Below are 16,278 nucleotides of genomic sequence, written 5' to 3'. Positions count from 1 at the left end.
TTATACACGTTTTTATAGATGATGAAAACGTATACTTGGATTTTATAACTAAATAAACGAGAAAGCATAAAAAAAGGCCGCAGGCGCGGCCTTTTGGATTGTTCAATTAAGCGTTGACTTTCACCATTGGCTTCAGTTCATTCAGCCATTTTTCGAATTCAGGAATCGCCATTTGCTGAGCAGAGTCAGAAAGCGCGACTGACGGATCAGGGTGAACCTCAGCCATGACGCCGTCTGCACCGATCGCTAAAGCAGCTTTAGCTGTCGGAAGCAAGAGGTCACGGCGGCCTGTTGAATGCGTAACATCAACAAAGACTGGCAAATGCGTTTCTTGTTTCAAAATCGGCACAGCTGAAATATCCAGCGTGTTTCTCGTTGCTGTTTCGTATGTTCTGATTCCTCGCTCACAAAGGATAATTTGGTCATTTCCTTGTGACATGATGTATTCAGCAGCATTGATGAATTCAGAGATCGTTGCAGCAAGGCCGCGCTTCAGAAGCACTGGTTTTTTCACTGCACCGGCAGCTTTCAGCAATTCGAAGTTTTGCATGTTGCGCGCTCCGATTTGAATGACATCAATGTAGTCAAGCGCTTCTTCGATATGAGCAGGCGTTACGATTTCACTGATAACCGCCAGATCATATTCATCCGCTACACGTTTTAAAATTTGAAGGCCTTCTACACCAAGCCCTTGGAAATCGTATGGGCTCGTACGAGGCTTAAAGGCTCCACCGCGCAAAATTTTAATCCCTTGTTTTTTCGCAGCTGCAGCGACTTCAGCTACCTGCTCATAGCTCTCTACCGCACATGGGCCGACAATGAATCTTTGCTGGCCGTCTCCGATTTTTTCGCCTTTGATATCAACAATTGTATCTTCAGGTTTTTTCTTGCGGGAGACAAGCAGCGCTTTGCTGTGATCTTCTTCCTGAAGCTCTAAACCGGCTTTGAATATCTCTTTAAAAATGTGCTGGATGGTTGAATTTTCGAACGGACCGTCATTGTTTTCAATGATATTGTTTAACATTGTGCGTTCTCTGACAGGGTCAAATCGGTTGACACCCTGTGCTTCCTTCGCTTTACCGATCTCTTTTACAACATTTCCGCGTTCGTTGATTAATTTTAAAATTTGTAGGTTTAATTCGTCTGCTTTCTGCCTTAAAAGCTCTAACTCTGTGTTGCTCATTTTTTTCATCCTTTCCCTGCACATTCATTTTTTATTTTGTAGTTATCATGCATCTTACTATAAGTAATTCCAAATGGAAATACTGAAATACAAAAAATTTTATAAAAACTCTACTTTATTACCCAAACGCTTTTAAGTGATAAAGTAATCTATGAAGCTATCCTACATGATGTGAGGGCAATGTTCAAGGGTTTTTTACAAAAAAAAGCGCCAGATGATATCTGGACGCTTTTTTCTATGACAAATGCTGCTCAATGGCGGCCTCTGTAATTTGTGAATGTGAGGTATGCCATTTCACTTCACCGTTCTGGATGATGAATACCTGAGGGCTTTCATGCTTTATCCCGTATGTTTCTGCAATGAAATTTGACAGCGCCCGGGCTTCTTGTACTTGAAGATAGTAAGCCGGCACATCCTCATGCTGATTTGCAAAGGCATCAAACTCGTGAAATGCTGCCTGGCTGATCGGGCATGTGGTGCTGTGTTTAAAGAAGACGAAAGCGCCTTCCTGTTCTGCAATCCGTTTAAATTCTTCTTCAGATTGAATAAGCTGTTTAGCCATGACTCAAGCTCTTCCTTCCCTGCTCAGCGATTCATATGCTCAGCCTGTTTTTGTGCATCTTTCAGTTCGTCTTTTACATCTTCTTTCGTCTGGAGGACTTGTTCTTTTGTTTCATCAGCCGCCTGCATCGCTTCTTCCCTCATATCTTGCATTGCAGTCGATGAATCCGTTTTGTCAGATTTGGAACGGTCTCTTAAATCCTTCACCTTGTTCATGATCTGCCCAGACTGATCCGCTACAAGCTGTGTGATGTTGGAAGTTTTGTCTTTTGCGATGCTGACATATTGCGTGCCTTTTTCCTTCGCATCCGCCGTCATTTTATCAGTTTTATCCCGTAAAGCAACAGCTTGGCTGCCGAGATCGTCGCGAAGTTCTTTGCCTGATTTAGGCGCTAGAAAAAGAGCTGTAGTGGCACCGATGATTCCCCCGATTAAAGTTCCGATTAAAAAATCTTTACTATTAATTCCATCTTTGCTCATCATTATTCCTCCTCTAGGTATTTTTTCTCTTACAGAGCTGATTTTTTCTTTTGCTTCCATTTCTCCCAAATTTCCATTGCTGCTTGGCTCCATGTGACAACTTGATTGATCTTGTCTTGATTTTCTCTAACTGATGCCGATACAGACCCTGCCGCCTGTTTCATGGATGTATTGAACTGCTGTACAGAAGTTCCCACCCCTTGAACAGCATGAACGACCGTGTTCAGCTTTTCTGATTTTTCCTGAATATCTTCAGCCAGGCGGTTAGTCTTATGTAAAAGCTCGGCTGTTTCAGTTGTGATGCCCTTCATTTGTCCCTCCAGCCCTTCAAGAGTGGATGCGACGTGTTTTAGTGTCAGCTGAAGTGACTTCAATGTTTTAGACAAGTAGATCACTAATACGAGAAATGCAATTGCGATGAGTGCAACGCTCAAATAAAGAATAATAATCATCTCAAACCTCCTTGCTGCAGGATATACTGCTGTTTACCCGTTTTCTTCAATCATAAACATGTGTACTGGGCTGTATACATACTATTCTCCATTATGTAAAAAAATCCTTTAATAAGCTTTCTTGTCAGATAAATAAAAAGCAGTGAGATCACTGCTTTTTATTATGCCATGACGTTTTCGTAGGCTCTCATATATTTTTGGATATCTCCTGCCCCCATGAAGATGAGAACGGCTTTATCATGAGCTTTTAAAACAGAAGTGTCATCTTCTTCAATCAGCTTGGCATTATGAATTTTTCCCTGCAAATCGCCGATCGTCAGCTTTCCAGCATTCTCACGGGCTGAGCCGAAAATATCGCATAAATACACACAGTCAGCGCCGCTCAGGCTTTCTGCAAATTCGTCAAGGAATTGCTGCGTACGTGTAAAGGTATGAGGCTGAAATACCGCAACAATTTCACGATCAGGATATTTCTGTCTTGCCGCCTCAATTGTCACTTTTATTTCTGTCGGATGATGAGCATAGTCATCAATCAGCACTTGATCCCCAAGCTGCTTCTCATTGAATCTGCGTTTGACGCCCCCAAAGGATTTGAGAGCATGCTTAATGATGCTGGAATCAATTTCTTCATAATGACATAACGCAATGACCGCCAATGAGTTTAATACATTGTGGTGGCCGTACGCAGGAATATAAAACGTATCATAGAACGTATTGCGGACAAAGACATCGAAAGTTGTCCCCTCCGTGCTTTTTACGATGTTTCTGGCTTGAAAATCATTTTCTTCCCCTGTGCCGTAATACACAACCGGGACGTTCGCATGGATTTTCGGCAGATGCTCATCGTCTCCGCAGGCGATAATGCCTTTGTTGACTTGAAGAGCCATCTCTTGAAAAGCGTCAAATACATCGTCAATGCTTGAGAAGTAATCAGGATGATCAAAATCAATATTCGTCATGATCGCGTAGTCTGGCTGATAGCTTAAGAAATGGCGGCGGTATTCACACGCTTCAAACACAAAGTATTCGCTGTTTTCATTTCCCTGGCCTGTTCCGTCTCCGATTAAGAAAGACGTCGGTTTTGCGTTTTGGATCACGTGAGCCAGCAGACCCGTAGTCGACGTTTTGCCGTGTGCTCCTGTAACGGCAACACTCGTGAATTTTTTCATGTAGTCGCCTAAAAACTTATGATAACGTATCACCGGAATTCCGTCAGACATCGCTTTTTCTATTTCAGGATGCGTGTCTGGGAATGCGTTTCCGGCGATGACTGTCATGCCGGGCTTAATATTTTCCGCGCTAAAAGGAAGAATTGTAATATTTCTTTTTTCAAGCGCTGTTTGCGTAAAAATAAATTTTTCGATATCCGATCCTTGGACAGTATATCCATTATCATGAAGTATTTGGGCAAGCGGACTCATACCGGTCCCTTTTATTCCAACAAAATGATAAACAGTCATAATTGTACCTCCAACAAACGTCTATCTGTTCCCCAGTATATGACGCTCATTTCAATTTGCGACCGCGGCGGGTGAAAAGCCTCCCTTAGCGGCGTATTTTATATGTTTTGTTATGTTCAGTATCCGGTTATTTCTTTTCGATTAAACCTAGATATCAAGATTTGTCTATGCGCAGCTGCTGTAAAGCGGCATAGCTGTTAAATGCTCTAAACACTATCATACCATGTTTGGAGTGAAAATGAACCCATATTATTCGTTTATTAAATCACTTGCCGTGATCAGCACCTCGCGGGGTTTGCTTCCTTTTGCCTCAGAGATCATGCCTTCTGCTTCCATCATGTCGATCAGCCTTGCCGCCCGGTTGTAACCGATTCTGAATCTTCTCTGCAGGCTTGAAGTGCTCGCACTGTTTTGCTCTACAACAAACTCACACGCTTCGTAAAACAGTTCATCCTCTTCTTTCAGAGCTGATCCTTGTCTTACGAGCTCTTCTTGTTCAAATAAATAGGTTGGCGGCATTTGGTTTCTGACGTGAGAAACGACGCGGTCGATTTCGCGGTCCGACACAAAGTTACCTTGCAGACGGACCGGTTTTCCCGAGCCGTTTTCCAAAAAGAGCATATCCCCTTTTCCGAGAAGCTTTTCTGCTCCGGCGATGTCAATAATCGTTCGGGAATCAACCTGGCTTGAAACAGAAAAGGCGATTCTCGTCGGGATATTCGCCTTAATCAGGCCTGTAATGACATCTACTGACGGACGCTGAGTTGCGACGAGAAGATGGATACCGCACGCTCTTGCTTTTTGGGCAATCCTCGCAATGCTTTCTTCCACATCGTTTGGCGCCACCATCATCAGATCTGCAAGCTCATCAATAATGACAACTAAATACGGCAGCTTTTCACCCATTTGGTGTTCTCCGGTTAATTGATTAAAGCGGTCAATGTCGCGGACACCTGAATGGGCAAACAGCTCATAGCGGCGCTCCATTTCCTCAACGACCCATTTCAAAGCAGCTGTAGCCGCTTTAGCATCAGTAATGACCGGGCTGACGAGATGAGGAATTTTATTGTAAGGAGCCAGCTCTACCATTTTCGGGTCAATCAGCAGCACCTTTACCTCACTCGGATCAGCTTTATAAAGCAGGCTGACTAATATTGTATTGATGCATACGCTTTTTCCCGAGCCTGTGGCGCCGGCAATCAAGCCATGCGGCATTTTCTTTAAGTCGATAACGACAGGATTTCCCGAAATATCTAATCCCAGCGCAGCCGTGAGCGGTGACTTGCTTGTCCTGAAAGCTGAGCTACGAATCATTTGGCGCAAATCAACCACCTTGCTCGTGCGGTTCGGCACTTCAATCCCGATCGTGTTTTTCCCCGGAATCGGTGCTTCAATCCGAATATCTCTTGCTGAGAGACTGAGTTTAATATCATCAGACAAGTTGGTGATTTTATTCACCTTTACACCTGGTTCAGGATGCACTTCGAATCTCGTGACAGACGGCCCCTGGGTTACATGGACGACATTGGCGCGGACATTGAAATTTTTCAAGGTCAAATCAAGAAGCTGACGCTGTTCTTCGATCCACGCAGTATCATCTTGGACCTGCGCTGGCGGGACATCTAGAAGTGCAACATTCGGAAATACATAGCTGCCGCGGCGTTCCTCTGCTTTTTGCTGTTTATGCGTATCTCTTTTCAGCATCATGACATTAAAAGGAACGGATGGCCCTTTTTGAGAAGGTGCGTTTTGTTCGGTCCTTTTCTCCTGCACACCAGGCCTTGTTTTTGGCTCTTTTGAAGCTTCGCGAGGTTTGTCTGCCCGGATTTCCTGCCGGTTTTCATGGGTTGCAGAAAACGGTTTGGAACCTTGGTCCATCCGATCAGTTTCCTCAAGCTCTGTATGGATGTCTGGCTGAACATCTATCTTCGTTTCCTTAGATTCTGCCTGGATGTCATACTGATTATTTATTATGCTGTCTGATGGCTCTTCTGATTCTTTCGCCTCGGTTTCTGCTTGATCCAGAGCTCCAGATGAATGCTCGTGATCAGTAAATAATGAAGGCTCTTCCTGACGAAATTCCATTTGTTCTTCTTGAACGAACGGAGACTCAGCACCTTCTGCCGCGTTTTCGTGATGATTGTATACTGTGCTGTCTGACGGCTCTTCTGATTTTTCATCCTCAGATGCTGCCTCTGCCAGAGATTCAGGAGCTGTTGGCTCTTCATCAAGTTCAGCGGAGAAAACAGGCTCTTCAAATTTCTCTGACTGCTCTTCCCTTTGTTCTTCCTCAGCCGTTGCAGGCATGATGTCTTCGCGGCTTACTTCACTGCCTGAAAGGTCTTCATTCGCCGTATCTGTGAGTATCTCAGGCGTTGCTTGCCCTTCGGCATGTTCAGCCGGGAAGAAAGACTCCTCTTTTTGCGGCTGTTGAACGCCTGATTCAAATGGCACTTCGTTACCTGGAGCCTCATCACGCTCTGTATCCTTTCTGTTTAAAACGCCAGAGGGCTGTTTTTCAAATTGGGTATCCCGAAAGAAAGGATTTTCTTTTTTGGAGTGCGCCTGTGTGTCTGAAGCAGGATAGCCGCGTTCACGTTCGATCTCTTCTGACAGCAGTGTCACCTTCTCTTTTACCGATTTATCCGGTACGCTCAATGTTTTAGAAGGCTGTTTCTGCACATCCCTTTTAACGGATGGTTTTTGATTGAATCCATAGATAGGCGAAGGGATATTTGTCGGTTTAAACGGTTTCTTCGCCGGCTCTGATGATTGATATGTATGCTGCTCTTTTTCATTGCTGGGACGCTCTCTGTAAGGTGCAGCGCTTGGACGAGGCGCGGATTTCGGTTCGTCCGATGGTGCGCGGCGCCTTCTCAGGTCATGATTTTTGTATCCATCAGGCACGACTGGAAAACGGAACTTGCCTTTTGGATATTCATAATATATTTTAGGATCTTCCAATCTTTTTAATTGTCCTTCAGGATGATGCACCTCTTGTTGCTGCGGAATTTGAGCGGGTTTTGTCTCCCGTTCAGCATCCTCTTCGCTCTCGCCTAAAAACAAATCAAAAAATTTATGAAGCCAACTCATAATTTATCTCTAACTCCCTTATAGTTTTCTGGGACGGTTTTTAGTATACCACTGCTGGTCGGCCCAGAAAAGATTAAGCTATCAGCAGAAACAAAGCCGCTAAACAGGGGCTTAGCGGCTTTTCACATGATTCGTTTTTTTTGGCGGATTTATGGGAGTCTAAAACTGAAATGCCTCTCCCGCCTCATAATCTCCTTCTAACACAAGGATTCCTTTTTCAGCAGGAGCGTCAGGCAAATCAAGCTCTTTCGCTGAGCAGATCATTCCGCTTGACGGAACGCCGCGAAGCTCTGCATCCTTAATGACAAGTCCGCTAGGCATCACAGCGCCGACTTTGGCAACGACAACTTTTTGTCCTTGGTCAACGTTAGGGGCGCCGCAGACGATCTGAAGCGTTTCTTCTCCTACATTGACTTTACACACGCTTAATTTATCCGCATTCGGATGTTTTTCTTTTGATTCTACATAACCCACAACAAACTTCGGAGATAAATCAACGACTAATGTTTCTTCAACGCCGTTTCTGTTTAAAATCTCATTCACATCTTGCACGAATGTTTCTGAGAGCGCAACCGGGCCGTTTTCATCAATGGTCAAGTAAGTAGACGCATTGAAAATGTTGAAACCCGTAGTTTCTTTTGTTTCGTTATTGAAAATTTTGACGACGTCGCCGTGTTTTTCATAGCCTAATTGTTCGCGTGTCACATCTTGAAGAGAAATCAGGAGCGTGTCTCCCACACCTTCTTTATTATAAAAAGCGTTCATAAGTAAAAATCCTTTCTAATCCTTTTTCGGACGGCTTTTCGCCAGGATAAACACCGGTTCCAGCTTTCCTTCATTATACAAAAATGAAAGGGCGGTAATCGGAACGGTGCCGCCTGCAAAGAAGCTCATCGACATTTGTCCTAGAATATCATACCCTGATTCATTCCGGATGTCAGCAAGAATCAGAACGTCCTGATGCGGAACAGAGATCGCCAGCTCCCCTTCCGCACGCTGCTTGTACTCATTTAAAATCGCTTCGTTCAGAATCCGGCTGGCGTCGTATCCATCGTTTGCCCTAAAGAAATAAAAGTAATTGCCGGCAACCGTATCCTCTTTGACAACCGTCGGCAGGGAACGGAGATTAAATGCGGCCGTCTCTCTGATCCGCTCTTTTGTCCAGTTTTCTTTCTCAAGCATGCGCTGGTCAATTAAACGGTATGTTTTCCCGAGATCGAGCGCGTAATAAATTCTTGTCTCTGCGGTATGATCATCATAAATGAGCGGGATATCTTCGCTGGACTTGTCCGGGAAGGAAGTCGAGCGGATGACCGGATAAATGCGAGTTTCTTTCCCGGTCATTTCCTGAGCCTTCCCTTCCATTGCCTTCATTGCTTCGGAAACATAGTACACGATCTCATCAATGGCTTCGTCTTTTTTCAGTTCCCATTTCGCAATAATCGGCGGCAAATCGAGCGTAATCCCTTTTTTTGTCGTTTGATCCTCAACACGGAGGGTGTCTTTTTCTCTGTCAAACAGAAAGGAGCGATTCTCGTGCTGAAGGCGCTGTTTCAGTATATCTGACAGCTTCCTTGAGGTCATTTTCAAACCGATGTCCTCCTTTACGCTTTAGCGAGAGAGTCTGTTAAAAACTGTTCAATTTCTTCTTTTGTTTTGCGGTCTTTGCTCACAAAACGATTTATTTCTTTTCCTTCATTAAACACCACAAAGCTTGGGATTCCGTAAATTTCCCATTCTGCACATGTATCAATGAATTTGTCACGGTCTACGTAGTAGTAGGTGAATTCAGGGAAATCTGCTTCCAGTTCAGGCAGGAAAGGCTCTACAAAACGGCAATCTGGGCACCAGTCGGCAGAAAACATAAATACAGACCAATCATCCTGTACCGCTTTTTCCAGCTCTTGAGTTGATTCAATTTTTTTCATTTCATATCCCTCCAGTTGTTTATGTTCTTACATGTTTGTTTATCGATACTCGTCCATTTGGATCATACCAAACTGATTGAGGCAAAACCACTTATATGCAACGAATGAATATGTAAGATTGGCTTTCCCATTATCATTATCATATTTTATTTGCATTATCAAGCTCGTTTCGTTTAACATCGTGTACATGAGGGTAAAATTTACAGATGGACATACATAGGAGGGATTTTAGTATGGAGTTTATCGTCTATTTAGCAGGAGAAATCCACAGCAATTGGCGCGAGGAAATCAAAGAGAAAACAAAATCGCTGAAGCTGCCGATTACATTTGTCGGCCCAATGGAGAATCATGACCGCTCAGACAATGTTGGTGAAGAAATTATGGGCGTACAGCCAAATGCCGTTTTGAAGGATGACAAAGCCTCTGACATCAATAACTTCAGAACAGCCGTCCTGATGAATAAAGCAGACTTTGTGATCGCCCTGTTTGGCGAAAAATACAAACAGTGGAACACGGCAATGGATGCATCATATGCGATCGCAAAAGGAAAACCCTTGATTATCATTCGGCCGGAATCGCTCCACCATCCGTTAAAAGAGCTTTCCAATAAAGCGAATATAACGGTGGAAACCGTCAACCAAGCCATCAAGGCCCTTTCCTATCTATTTGAAACAGAATAAGAAAAAAGCTTGTCGATCCGGGCTTACTGCTCGTTCAACAAGCTTTTAAATAAATCCCTACATATTCTTCTTAATTGCATCCACCGTCTGTCTATCGCAGGCTGTTACAAGTTTGATGAGCATTTCTTTAGCAGCAGCATAATCATCAATATGAATGATAGAAGCGTTTGTATGAATGTAGCGGGAACATATTCCGATAACTGCTGACGGAACGCCGCTGTTCGAAATATGAACCTTGCCTGCATCTGTTCCCCCGCCGGATACAAAATATTGATATGGAATATCATGCGTTTCAGCCATATCAAGAACAAATTCCCTCATTCCGCGATGCATGACTGTTGTTCTGTCAAGAATACGCAGCAAAAAGCCTTTTCCAAGCTGGCCAAATTCATTTTTGTCTCCGCTCATATCGTTTGCCGGACTGGCATCAAGGGCGAAAAACAAGTCCGGTTTAATCATATGAGAAGCCGTCTGCGCGCCCCTTAGCCCTACTTCTTCCTGAACCGTTGCACCCGCATAGAGCGTGTTCGGAAGCTCTTTACCGTGTAATTCCTTCAAAAGTTCAATGCTCAAACCGCATCCGTACCGGTTATCCCAAGCTTTTGATAAAATTTTCTTTTCATTCGCCATCGTCGTAAACGGACAGACAGGCACGATCTGCTGTCCCGGTTTTATGCCGATTTTGATGGCGTCTTCCTTATCATCCGCTCCAATATCGATCATCATGTTTTTGATATCCATCGGACGGTTTCGCTGCGCATCTGTCAATAAATGCGGCGGTATGCTTGAAATCACACCCGGAACCGGCCCGTTATCTGTTTGAATTTCAACCCGCTGCGCAAGCAAAACCTGGCTCCACCAGCCTCCGAGCGTCTGGAATCTGAGCAGCCCGTTGTCTGTAATGGATGTCACCATGAAGCCGACTTCGTCCATGTGCCCGGCTACCATAATTCTCGGTGCGTCCTCTGCGCCTCGTCTGACTCCGAAAACACTTCCCAGTCTGTCCTGAACGATGTCATCGGCATATTTGGCTAGCTCTTGCTTCATAAAAGCACGAACCTGATGCTCATTGCCCGGCGCGCCGGGAAGCTGCGTCAGTGTTTGGAAAAGCGCTTTCGTTTCTTGATTCATGTTTTCCCCTCATTTCTATGTAGTCCTTTTATTTTATTAGAAACAATGAAGTTTTCCAAGCACCCTGACTGAATCTGCTCGATCAGCCGCGTATTGCTTAACAGGATTTGGCTGTTTCTGTATAATGAAAAGTACGATCAACCAGGAGGTGCTTTATTTTGAAATTGCGTCATCTTCTTTTAGGAGCAGGACTTGGAATTTGTACGGCTGTCGTTGTGAAACAATATGTGATGAAGCCTTATATTTCTTCAGAAAAAGCGCTTCGAATTGTAAAATCTGCTTTTAAGCAGCGGGGCCCGATTGACGGATCATGGATTTACACCCAGCCGGAGCCTTACACTATTAACGGAGAAATGGTACAGGTATACAAAACCGGCATTACACGATCAGCTTTCGGAGAATTAGAACAGTATGAAGTCATGGTGGATGCGAAAACGGGAGAAATTGTTGATGTCATTGATACAATCGCCTCTTAACACCGGACAAGCAAAAAATAGAAGCCGCTGCCAACGCAGCGGCTCTTTTTTATTATATCGCGCGAATCGGTTTGTATACCGGATACCACATCGCATCCTGCACTGCCTGTATAATGTCTTCAGGCTCTTCCGTAGCGACTCCTTCCTTTATTGCGGTTTTTGCAACTTCAACAGCAACGGTTGCCGAAACAGTCCGCAAATCCTCAATTTTTGGAAGCATCGGCGCGCCAGGCACCCCGACATTGACCATACCTGCGATTGCCCGGGCACATGCTTCAAACATGCCGTCGGTAATTAATTTTGATTTGGTAACAATCGTTCCAAGACCGAGACCAGGGAAGACAAGCGCGTTGTTTGCCTGCCCGATATGATACGTAACTCCGTTATATTCAACTGGCGGGAACGGGCTTCCTGTCGTGATCAGGGCACGGCCTTCTGTCCATTCGATTAAATCCTCCGGTTTTGCTTCAGAAAGAGTTGTCGGATTTGACATTGGCAAAATCGCCGGCCGTTTCACATGTGACGCCATTTCTTTTACAATTTCTTCAGTGAAAGCGCCGGAAACCGTAGATGTCCCGATCAGGATCGTCGGTTTCGCCTGCCGGACCACTTCAAGAAGATCAATGCCTCCGCCGTCTCCGTTCCGCTGATAATCCTTCACTTCATCAGCCGAACGAGCATAAGGCTTTTGGAAATCAAGAAGCTGATCCATATCATCTGTTAACAGCCCGTTTCTGTCTATGCACCAGAAGCGCTGGTATGATTCTTCTTCACTCAGTCCCTCGCGCACCAATGCTTCCCGCAGCTGTTCGGCAATTCCGACTCCTGCCGTTCCCGCTCCGAATATAACAACTCTGTGATCCCTCAGCGGAACTTTAGACGCTTTTGCACAGGATAAGACTGCCGCCAAAGAAACAGCGCCTGTCCCTTGGATATCATCATTAAACGTACAAACTTTATCTTTATAGCGTTTCAAAATGCTTCGCGCGTTTTTCGCTCCGAAATCCTCCCAATGCAGCAATGCATTCGGAAATGTTTCTCTCGCCAGCGCAACGTAGTCGTCAATAAATTGGTCATAGCGTTCCCCGCGCACCCTGGAATGCTGGTTGCCGACATAAAGCGGGTCGTTCAAGAGGCTCTCCTGATTTGTCCCCGCATCTAAAACAACAGCCAGCACTCTGCTCGGATCAATGCCCGCAGCAGCCGTATAAACCGCCAGCTTGCCGATAGAAATCGCGATTCCTCCGACGCCCCAGTCACCGATTCCTAAAATTCCTTCCGCATCAGTTGCAACTATTAAATCGATCGTATCGCTTTGATCTTTATACTGTTTAAATGCTTCTTTCATACCGTCCGGGTCATCAATTGACAGGTAGAGCCCTCGTGGTTTTCTGTATTCATGGCTGTATCTCTGGATGGCCGTTCCAACTGTCGGTGTGTAGACAATCGGAAGCATTTCCCCTAAATGGTCATTTAACAGGCGGTAAAACAGCGTTTCATTCCGATCGTGCAGCGCCGTTAAATAAACATTTTTGCTCAAATCGTCTGGCTGTGCTGAATATTGCTCATAGGCTCTTTTTGCCTGATCATCAATTGTTAATACCTTTGGCGGCAGAAAGCCTTTTAAACCAAGCTCTTTTCTTTCTTCCTCAGTAAAAGCGACACCTTTGTTCAAAAAAGGAACAGAGAGCACTTCAAGGCCTCTTAATGTTGTTTGAATGTCTCCTTCGTTTGTTACTTTGAATTGTTTCACCCTGCCTCTTCCTTTCTGAGCATAATTAGTACTAGGTTTGCATTATTAGCCGGAAAACATGCAGGGTAAACATAAAAATATGCTATTGCTTCATACGCTTGACTGACTCTTTGATGCTTCCGTCCTCCTCCCATTGAAGGGCGCGATACTCGGCATCATGGTAAAAAATAAACCAAGCGTCTTTTTCTGCTGCGAACGCCTGCCATTTCTGCTTTTGCGGGATAGAGGTCATCGGATAATCATCGTAAGCCAGAACCCAAAGCGGATTGCGGTGGGCATGCGTCGGCATCAGATCAGCCATATGTACAGCAGTTTCACCCGCATCCTCGCATATCAGGACACTGTGTCCGTCGCTATGGCCTCCGGTGTGATGCATTGTAATCCCCTCTGTGATGGTTAAAGAGTCCTCAAAGGTTTTAACTTGGCCGGCAACAGCCTCCCAATTTTCTTTCCAATACGTATTTTTCGACCGGATATTCGGATGGCGCATTTCATCCCATTCGACAGCTGATGAATAAATCACCGCATTCGGAAAGACAGAGACGAGCCGTTCACCTTCATATTCCGTTAAACCGCATGCATGATCAAAATGAAGGTGTGTCATTGCGATCACATCTATATCGGCAACCGTTAACCCGAGTGCAGCTAATGATGGTTTCACATTCGACTCTTGTGTCACGCCATAGTTTCGTTTTTGTTTATCAGTCAGCTTGCCTGATCCAATTCCGGCGTCAACGATGATATTGAGCCCATCCTTTTGAATCAAAATAGGGTCTGTCCTTAGTTCAATCTGGTTTTTTTCATTGACTGGGTATTTTTTAGACCAAAGCGGCTTTGGAACGACGCCAAACATAGCGCCTCCATCCATATGTGTCACGCCTCCATCAAGCCAGGTCAACGTAATGTTTCCAATTTTCATTGTTTCCATTTTCATCCCCCCTATCATCATGGTAGCAAACGGTCCATAAAAAAGACAGACTCCTGTCAGAGTCTGTCTTTACGTTCTCCATTCAACCTCAGCCCGATAGATCGGCTGGCCGAGTGCAGAGAATTTTTCTTCATATTCTGTCATAATATTGCCTTCCAGATGGCTGTTATGCAAATCGAGACTGACGTATGTCAGCAGCAGGCCGTACTCAGAGAAGCTCTTCAAAGAGTACTCAAACAAACCTCGATTGTCGGTTTTAAAATGAATCGCTCCGCCTTTTCCCATTACTTCTTCATATTTTTTGAGAAAGTGGGAGTATGTCAGGCGGCGTTTTTCATGCCGTTTCTTCGGCCAAGGATCAGAAAAGTTCAAGTAGACCCGTTTCACTTCACCCGGCTCAAACACATCCGTCAGCGTGTCCGCATCTATATTCAGAAGCTTTACATTCTGCGCTTCGCTGTCTTTTACTTTTTGGACGGCTGTCACGATGACGCTCTTAAATAACTCAATACCAATATAATTGATGTCGGGATTTTGTTTGGCCATCCCAGAAATAAATTGACCTTTTCCTGTACCAACCTCGATATGGATCGGATTGTCGTTGCCAAACACTGTGTTCCATTTCCCTTTATAATCAGCAGGGTTGCTGATGGCAATATCTGCGTTTTCAGCCAAAAAGTCATCAGCCCAAGGCTTGTGGCGCATTCTCATATGATTGACACCTCTATCTATTATTTCGACTAACAACATACCACGAATTAAAAAGACCCGCAAGCTCGTTTTTCCAGTGTATCTCTCTTAAGGCCGAGTGCATAAAAAAAGAGGGTTCCGTCTGCTGGAACACTCCTTTCACATGTATAAAAACGCTCTGTTTTGAACAATTTAACCCGTATGATACTGAAGGGATGTGTACCGATATGGGTTTACATTATGAGCATCAAGTTCATTTATTGAAGGATATCTTGACTGACCATCAATTGGACTGCTGCGGAACAGTCGCAGAGTACGAGCAGCTTGAGCGTGTGATTAAATCACTGATGGCAAACACCGAGCTTGATTCAAATTTCAAAAACGTGCTTGAGGATGTTTACCGCTACAGCCAATCAGGAATATCGTCCAAATCCATCGACTCACACATACAAGAGCATCAGAACAGCCTGTCTCAATGGGTAGAGCAAATGGATTCGTATTCCTGATTAGTCAACAATTCGCTTCATGAGGATATGCAGTTCTTCCATTGAATCATGAAATTCCTTGTCATTGCCTTTTGCTTTATGCCAGGCAATGAAAGTGATTGTTTCAGATAACACATACCAAGCCATTCGCAACCGAAGGCTTTCTGTCAACTCTATGCCGTACATGCTCAGCCAGCTCTCCCAAGCTGGCTTTTCGACGTAGTGGTACAGCAAAGGTCCGAGGTCCATCGCCGGATCAGCGATCATGGCGCCGTCCCAGTCAATTAAATACAGCTGGTTGTCTTCAGACAATAGCCAGTTATTATGATTGACATCACAATGGCAAACGACTTTCTCACCGAAATGCACTTCATGCAGGTGTTCTTCCAAATACTTGATCCCTTCTTGAATCAGCGGCGAAGATTGCTGCACAGCAAATACAGCCTGCTTCAGCTGAGACAAAAGAGCCCCCGGGTTCAGCGGTTCTTTTCCAAGTCTCTTCAGCATGTCCAGCAAGGCTTTTGATGTGTGTATTTTACGAAGCAATTCAGCAACGGGCCGTCCGCTCATGTCTTTAGGCTTCAGCTCTCTGCCGGTCATCCAGTGCTGGGCCGTAATGACGTCCCCATTTTCCATCCGTTTTGTCCAAACCAGCTTCGGAACAATGCCTTCGGCGGATAAAACAGCTAAAAAAGGTGAGCTATTACGTTTTAAAAAAAGCTGCTGCCCGTTATGTTTCGCATAATATGCATCTCCTGTAGCTCCTCCGGCGGGGAAGATCTCCCAATCGCTACCTAGTAATTGTCCCAACCAGTTCATATCAATGTTCAACCCATCATTTCTTAAAATATTTTAGAATAAAGGCGAATCGTCACTAGTCTGTCCAGCGAGCGCCTTTTTCGTACGAATCGTATGAAAATAAAAAAGACAGCTATTGAGAGTCTCATATGCTAATCAATAGCCGTCTTTTAAATTTTA

Annotated in this window: 18 protein-coding genes; 3 read left to right on the top strand and 15 right to left on the bottom strand. The window is 44.6% G+C overall.

The window, feature by feature from the left end; genetic code table 11:
* Positions 1-106: 106 nt before the first annotated feature.
* From BLL41_RS05130 to BLL41_RS22515, 10 genes are all read right to left on the bottom strand, one after another.
* Entirely contained in the window at positions 107-1,183 is a 1,077-nt protein-coding gene (locus tag BLL41_RS05130; protein ID WP_040082124.1) for a bifunctional 3-deoxy-7-phosphoheptulonate synthase/chorismate mutase, read from the bottom strand.
* 235 nt (positions 1,184-1,418) lie between these two features.
* Positions 1,419-1,745, bottom strand: coding sequence for a bacillithiol system redox-active protein YtxJ (gene ytxJ / locus BLL41_RS05125; protein WP_071577020.1), 327 nt, complete (start codon positions 1,743-1,745; stop codon positions 1,419-1,421).
* Between the two features lie 23 nt (positions 1,746-1,768).
* Entirely contained in the window at positions 1,769-2,224 is a 456-nt protein-coding gene (locus BLL41_RS05120; protein WP_071577019.1) for a YtxH domain-containing protein, read from the bottom strand.
* 29 nt (positions 2,225-2,253) lie between these two features.
* Positions 2,254-2,676, bottom strand: coding sequence for a DUF948 domain-containing protein (locus BLL41_RS05115; protein ID WP_014665011.1), 423 nt, complete (start codon positions 2,674-2,676; stop codon positions 2,254-2,256).
* 161 nt (positions 2,677-2,837) lie between these two features.
* Positions 2,838-4,136: a UDP-N-acetylmuramate--L-alanine ligase gene (gene murC, locus BLL41_RS05110; RefSeq protein ID WP_014665012.1), complete on the bottom strand. Its 1,299-nt coding sequence runs from the start codon at positions 4,134-4,136 to the stop codon at positions 2,838-2,840.
* A gap of 249 nt (positions 4,137-4,385) precedes the next feature.
* Positions 4,386-7,229: a DNA translocase FtsK gene (locus BLL41_RS05105; RefSeq protein WP_071577018.1), complete on the bottom strand. Its 2,844-nt coding sequence runs from the start codon at positions 7,227-7,229 to the stop codon at positions 4,386-4,388.
* Positions 7,230-7,388: 159 nt separating this feature from the next.
* Positions 7,389-7,994, bottom strand: coding sequence for a YtpR family tRNA-binding protein (gene ytpR / locus BLL41_RS05100; RefSeq protein WP_014665014.1), 606 nt, complete (start codon positions 7,992-7,994; stop codon positions 7,389-7,391).
* A 15-nt stretch (positions 7,995-8,009) separates the two neighbouring features.
* Positions 8,010-8,819, bottom strand: coding sequence for a DUF1444 domain-containing protein (locus BLL41_RS05095; protein ID WP_083427938.1), 810 nt, complete (start codon positions 8,817-8,819; stop codon positions 8,010-8,012).
* A 14-nt stretch (positions 8,820-8,833) separates the two neighbouring features.
* Positions 8,834-9,157: a thioredoxin family protein gene (locus BLL41_RS05090; RefSeq protein ID WP_071577017.1), complete on the bottom strand. Its 324-nt coding sequence runs from the start codon at positions 9,155-9,157 to the stop codon at positions 8,834-8,836.
* A 39-nt stretch (positions 9,158-9,196) separates the two neighbouring features.
* Positions 9,197-9,313, bottom strand: coding sequence for a hypothetical protein (locus BLL41_RS22515; RefSeq protein ID WP_141770189.1), 117 nt, complete (start codon positions 9,311-9,313; stop codon positions 9,197-9,199).
* Between the two features lie 77 nt (positions 9,314-9,390).
* Between BLL41_RS22515 and BLL41_RS05085 the strand changes: the two genes are divergently transcribed.
* Positions 9,391-9,837: a YtoQ family protein gene (locus tag BLL41_RS05085; protein WP_071577016.1), complete on the top strand. Its 447-nt coding sequence runs from the start codon at positions 9,391-9,393 to the stop codon at positions 9,835-9,837.
* A 57-nt stretch (positions 9,838-9,894) separates the two neighbouring features.
* Here BLL41_RS05085 and BLL41_RS05080 read toward each other — a convergent pair whose 3' ends face one another.
* The gene (locus BLL41_RS05080) at positions 9,895-10,968 is read right to left on the bottom strand and encodes a M42 family metallopeptidase (RefSeq protein WP_071577015.1); all 1,074 of its coding nucleotides are present in this window, start codon (positions 10,966-10,968) and stop codon (positions 9,895-9,897) included.
* 158 nt (positions 10,969-11,126) lie between these two features.
* Between BLL41_RS05080 and BLL41_RS05075 the strand changes: the two genes are divergently transcribed.
* A complete protein-coding gene (locus BLL41_RS05075; protein WP_071577014.1) occupies positions 11,127-11,444 on the top strand; it encodes a PepSY domain-containing protein in 318 nt (105 codons plus the stop codon).
* 52 nt (positions 11,445-11,496) lie between these two features.
* On the opposite strand, the gene BLL41_RS05070 is transcribed toward BLL41_RS05075, so the two are convergent.
* From BLL41_RS05070 to trmB, 3 genes are all read right to left on the bottom strand, one after another.
* Positions 11,497-13,197 (bottom strand): NAD-dependent malic enzyme, encoded by a 1,701-nt coding sequence (locus BLL41_RS05070; RefSeq protein WP_071577013.1) that lies wholly within the window; start codon positions 13,195-13,197, stop codon positions 11,497-11,499.
* Between the two features lie 82 nt (positions 13,198-13,279).
* Positions 13,280-14,125 carry a YtnP family quorum-quenching lactonase gene (locus tag BLL41_RS05065; RefSeq protein ID WP_071577012.1) on the bottom strand — a complete coding sequence of 282 codons (846 nt, stop codon included), beginning with the start codon at positions 14,123-14,125 and terminating at the stop codon, positions 13,280-13,282.
* 69 nt (positions 14,126-14,194) lie between these two features.
* The gene (gene trmB / locus BLL41_RS05060) at positions 14,195-14,836 is read right to left on the bottom strand and encodes a tRNA (guanosine(46)-N7)-methyltransferase TrmB (RefSeq protein ID WP_071577011.1); all 642 of its coding nucleotides are present in this window, start codon (positions 14,834-14,836) and stop codon (positions 14,195-14,197) included.
* Between the two features lie 206 nt (positions 14,837-15,042).
* On the opposite strand from trmB, the gene BLL41_RS05055 reads away from it, so the two are divergent.
* Positions 15,043-15,321, top strand: coding sequence for a YtzH-like family protein (locus tag BLL41_RS05055; RefSeq protein WP_003237926.1), 279 nt, complete (start codon positions 15,043-15,045; stop codon positions 15,319-15,321).
* Here BLL41_RS05055 and BLL41_RS05050 read toward each other — a convergent pair whose 3' ends face one another.
* On the bottom strand, positions 15,322-16,119 hold the full coding sequence (locus BLL41_RS05050; RefSeq protein ID WP_071577267.1) for a phosphotransferase family protein: 798 nt from the start codon (positions 16,117-16,119) through the stop codon (positions 15,322-15,324).
* Positions 16,120-16,278: the final 159 nt, after the last annotated feature.

The organism is Bacillus sp. FMQ74, from assembly GCF_001875785.1.
GTDB classification, from domain to species: domain Bacteria; phylum Bacillota; class Bacilli; order Bacillales; family Bacillaceae; genus Bacillus; species Bacillus stercoris.
This window is presented reverse-complemented; position numbering and strand designations above follow the sequence as displayed.

Excerpts from the sequence above, each read along its gene's own strand:
- BLL41_RS05130 (WP_040082124.1), bottom strand. The coding sequence starts at position 1,183 with ATGAGCAACACAGAGTTAGAGCTTTTAAGGCAGAAAGCAGACGAATTA.
- ytxJ (WP_071577020.1), bottom strand. The coding sequence starts at position 1,745 with ATGGCTAAACAGCTTATTCAATCTGAAGAAGAATTTAAACGGATTGCA.
- BLL41_RS05120 (WP_071577019.1), bottom strand. The coding sequence starts at position 2,224 with ATGAGCAAAGATGGAATTAATAGTAAAGATTTTTTAATCGGAACTTTA.
- BLL41_RS05115 (WP_014665011.1), bottom strand. The coding sequence starts at position 2,676 with ATGATTATTATTCTTTATTTGAGCGTTGCACTCATCGCAATTGCATTT.
- murC (WP_014665012.1), bottom strand. The coding sequence starts at position 4,136 with ATGACTGTTTATCATTTTGTTGGAATAAAAGGGACCGGTATGAGTCCG.
- BLL41_RS05105 (WP_071577018.1), bottom strand. The coding sequence starts at position 7,229 with ATGAGTTGGCTTCATAAATTTTTTGATTTGTTTTTAGGCGAGAGCGAA.
- ytpR (WP_014665014.1), bottom strand. The coding sequence starts at position 7,994 with ATGAACGCTTTTTATAATAAAGAAGGTGTGGGAGACACGCTCCTGATT.
- BLL41_RS05090 (WP_071577017.1), bottom strand. The coding sequence starts at position 9,157 with ATGAAAAAAATTGAATCAACTCAAGAGCTGGAAAAAGCGGTACAGGAT.
- BLL41_RS22515 (WP_141770189.1), bottom strand. The coding sequence starts at position 9,313 with ATGCAAATAAAATATGATAATGATAATGGGAAAGCCAATCTTACATAT.
- BLL41_RS05085 (WP_071577016.1), top strand. The coding sequence starts at position 9,391 with ATGGAGTTTATCGTCTATTTAGCAGGAGAAATCCACAGCAATTGGCGC.
- BLL41_RS05080 (WP_071577015.1), bottom strand. The coding sequence starts at position 10,968 with ATGAATCAAGAAACGAAAGCGCTTTTCCAAACACTGACGCAGCTTCCC.
- BLL41_RS05065 (WP_071577012.1), bottom strand. The coding sequence starts at position 14,125 with ATGGAAACAATGAAAATTGGAAACATTACGTTGACCTGGCTTGATGGA.
- trmB (WP_071577011.1), bottom strand. The coding sequence starts at position 14,836 with ATGAGAATGCGCCACAAGCCTTGGGCTGATGACTTTTTGGCTGAAAAC.
- BLL41_RS05055 (WP_003237926.1), top strand. The coding sequence starts at position 15,043 with ATGGGTTTACATTATGAGCATCAAGTTCATTTATTGAAGGATATCTTG.
- BLL41_RS05050 (WP_071577267.1), bottom strand. The coding sequence starts at position 16,119 with ATGAACTGGTTGGGACAATTACTAGGTAGCGATTGGGAGATCTTCCCC.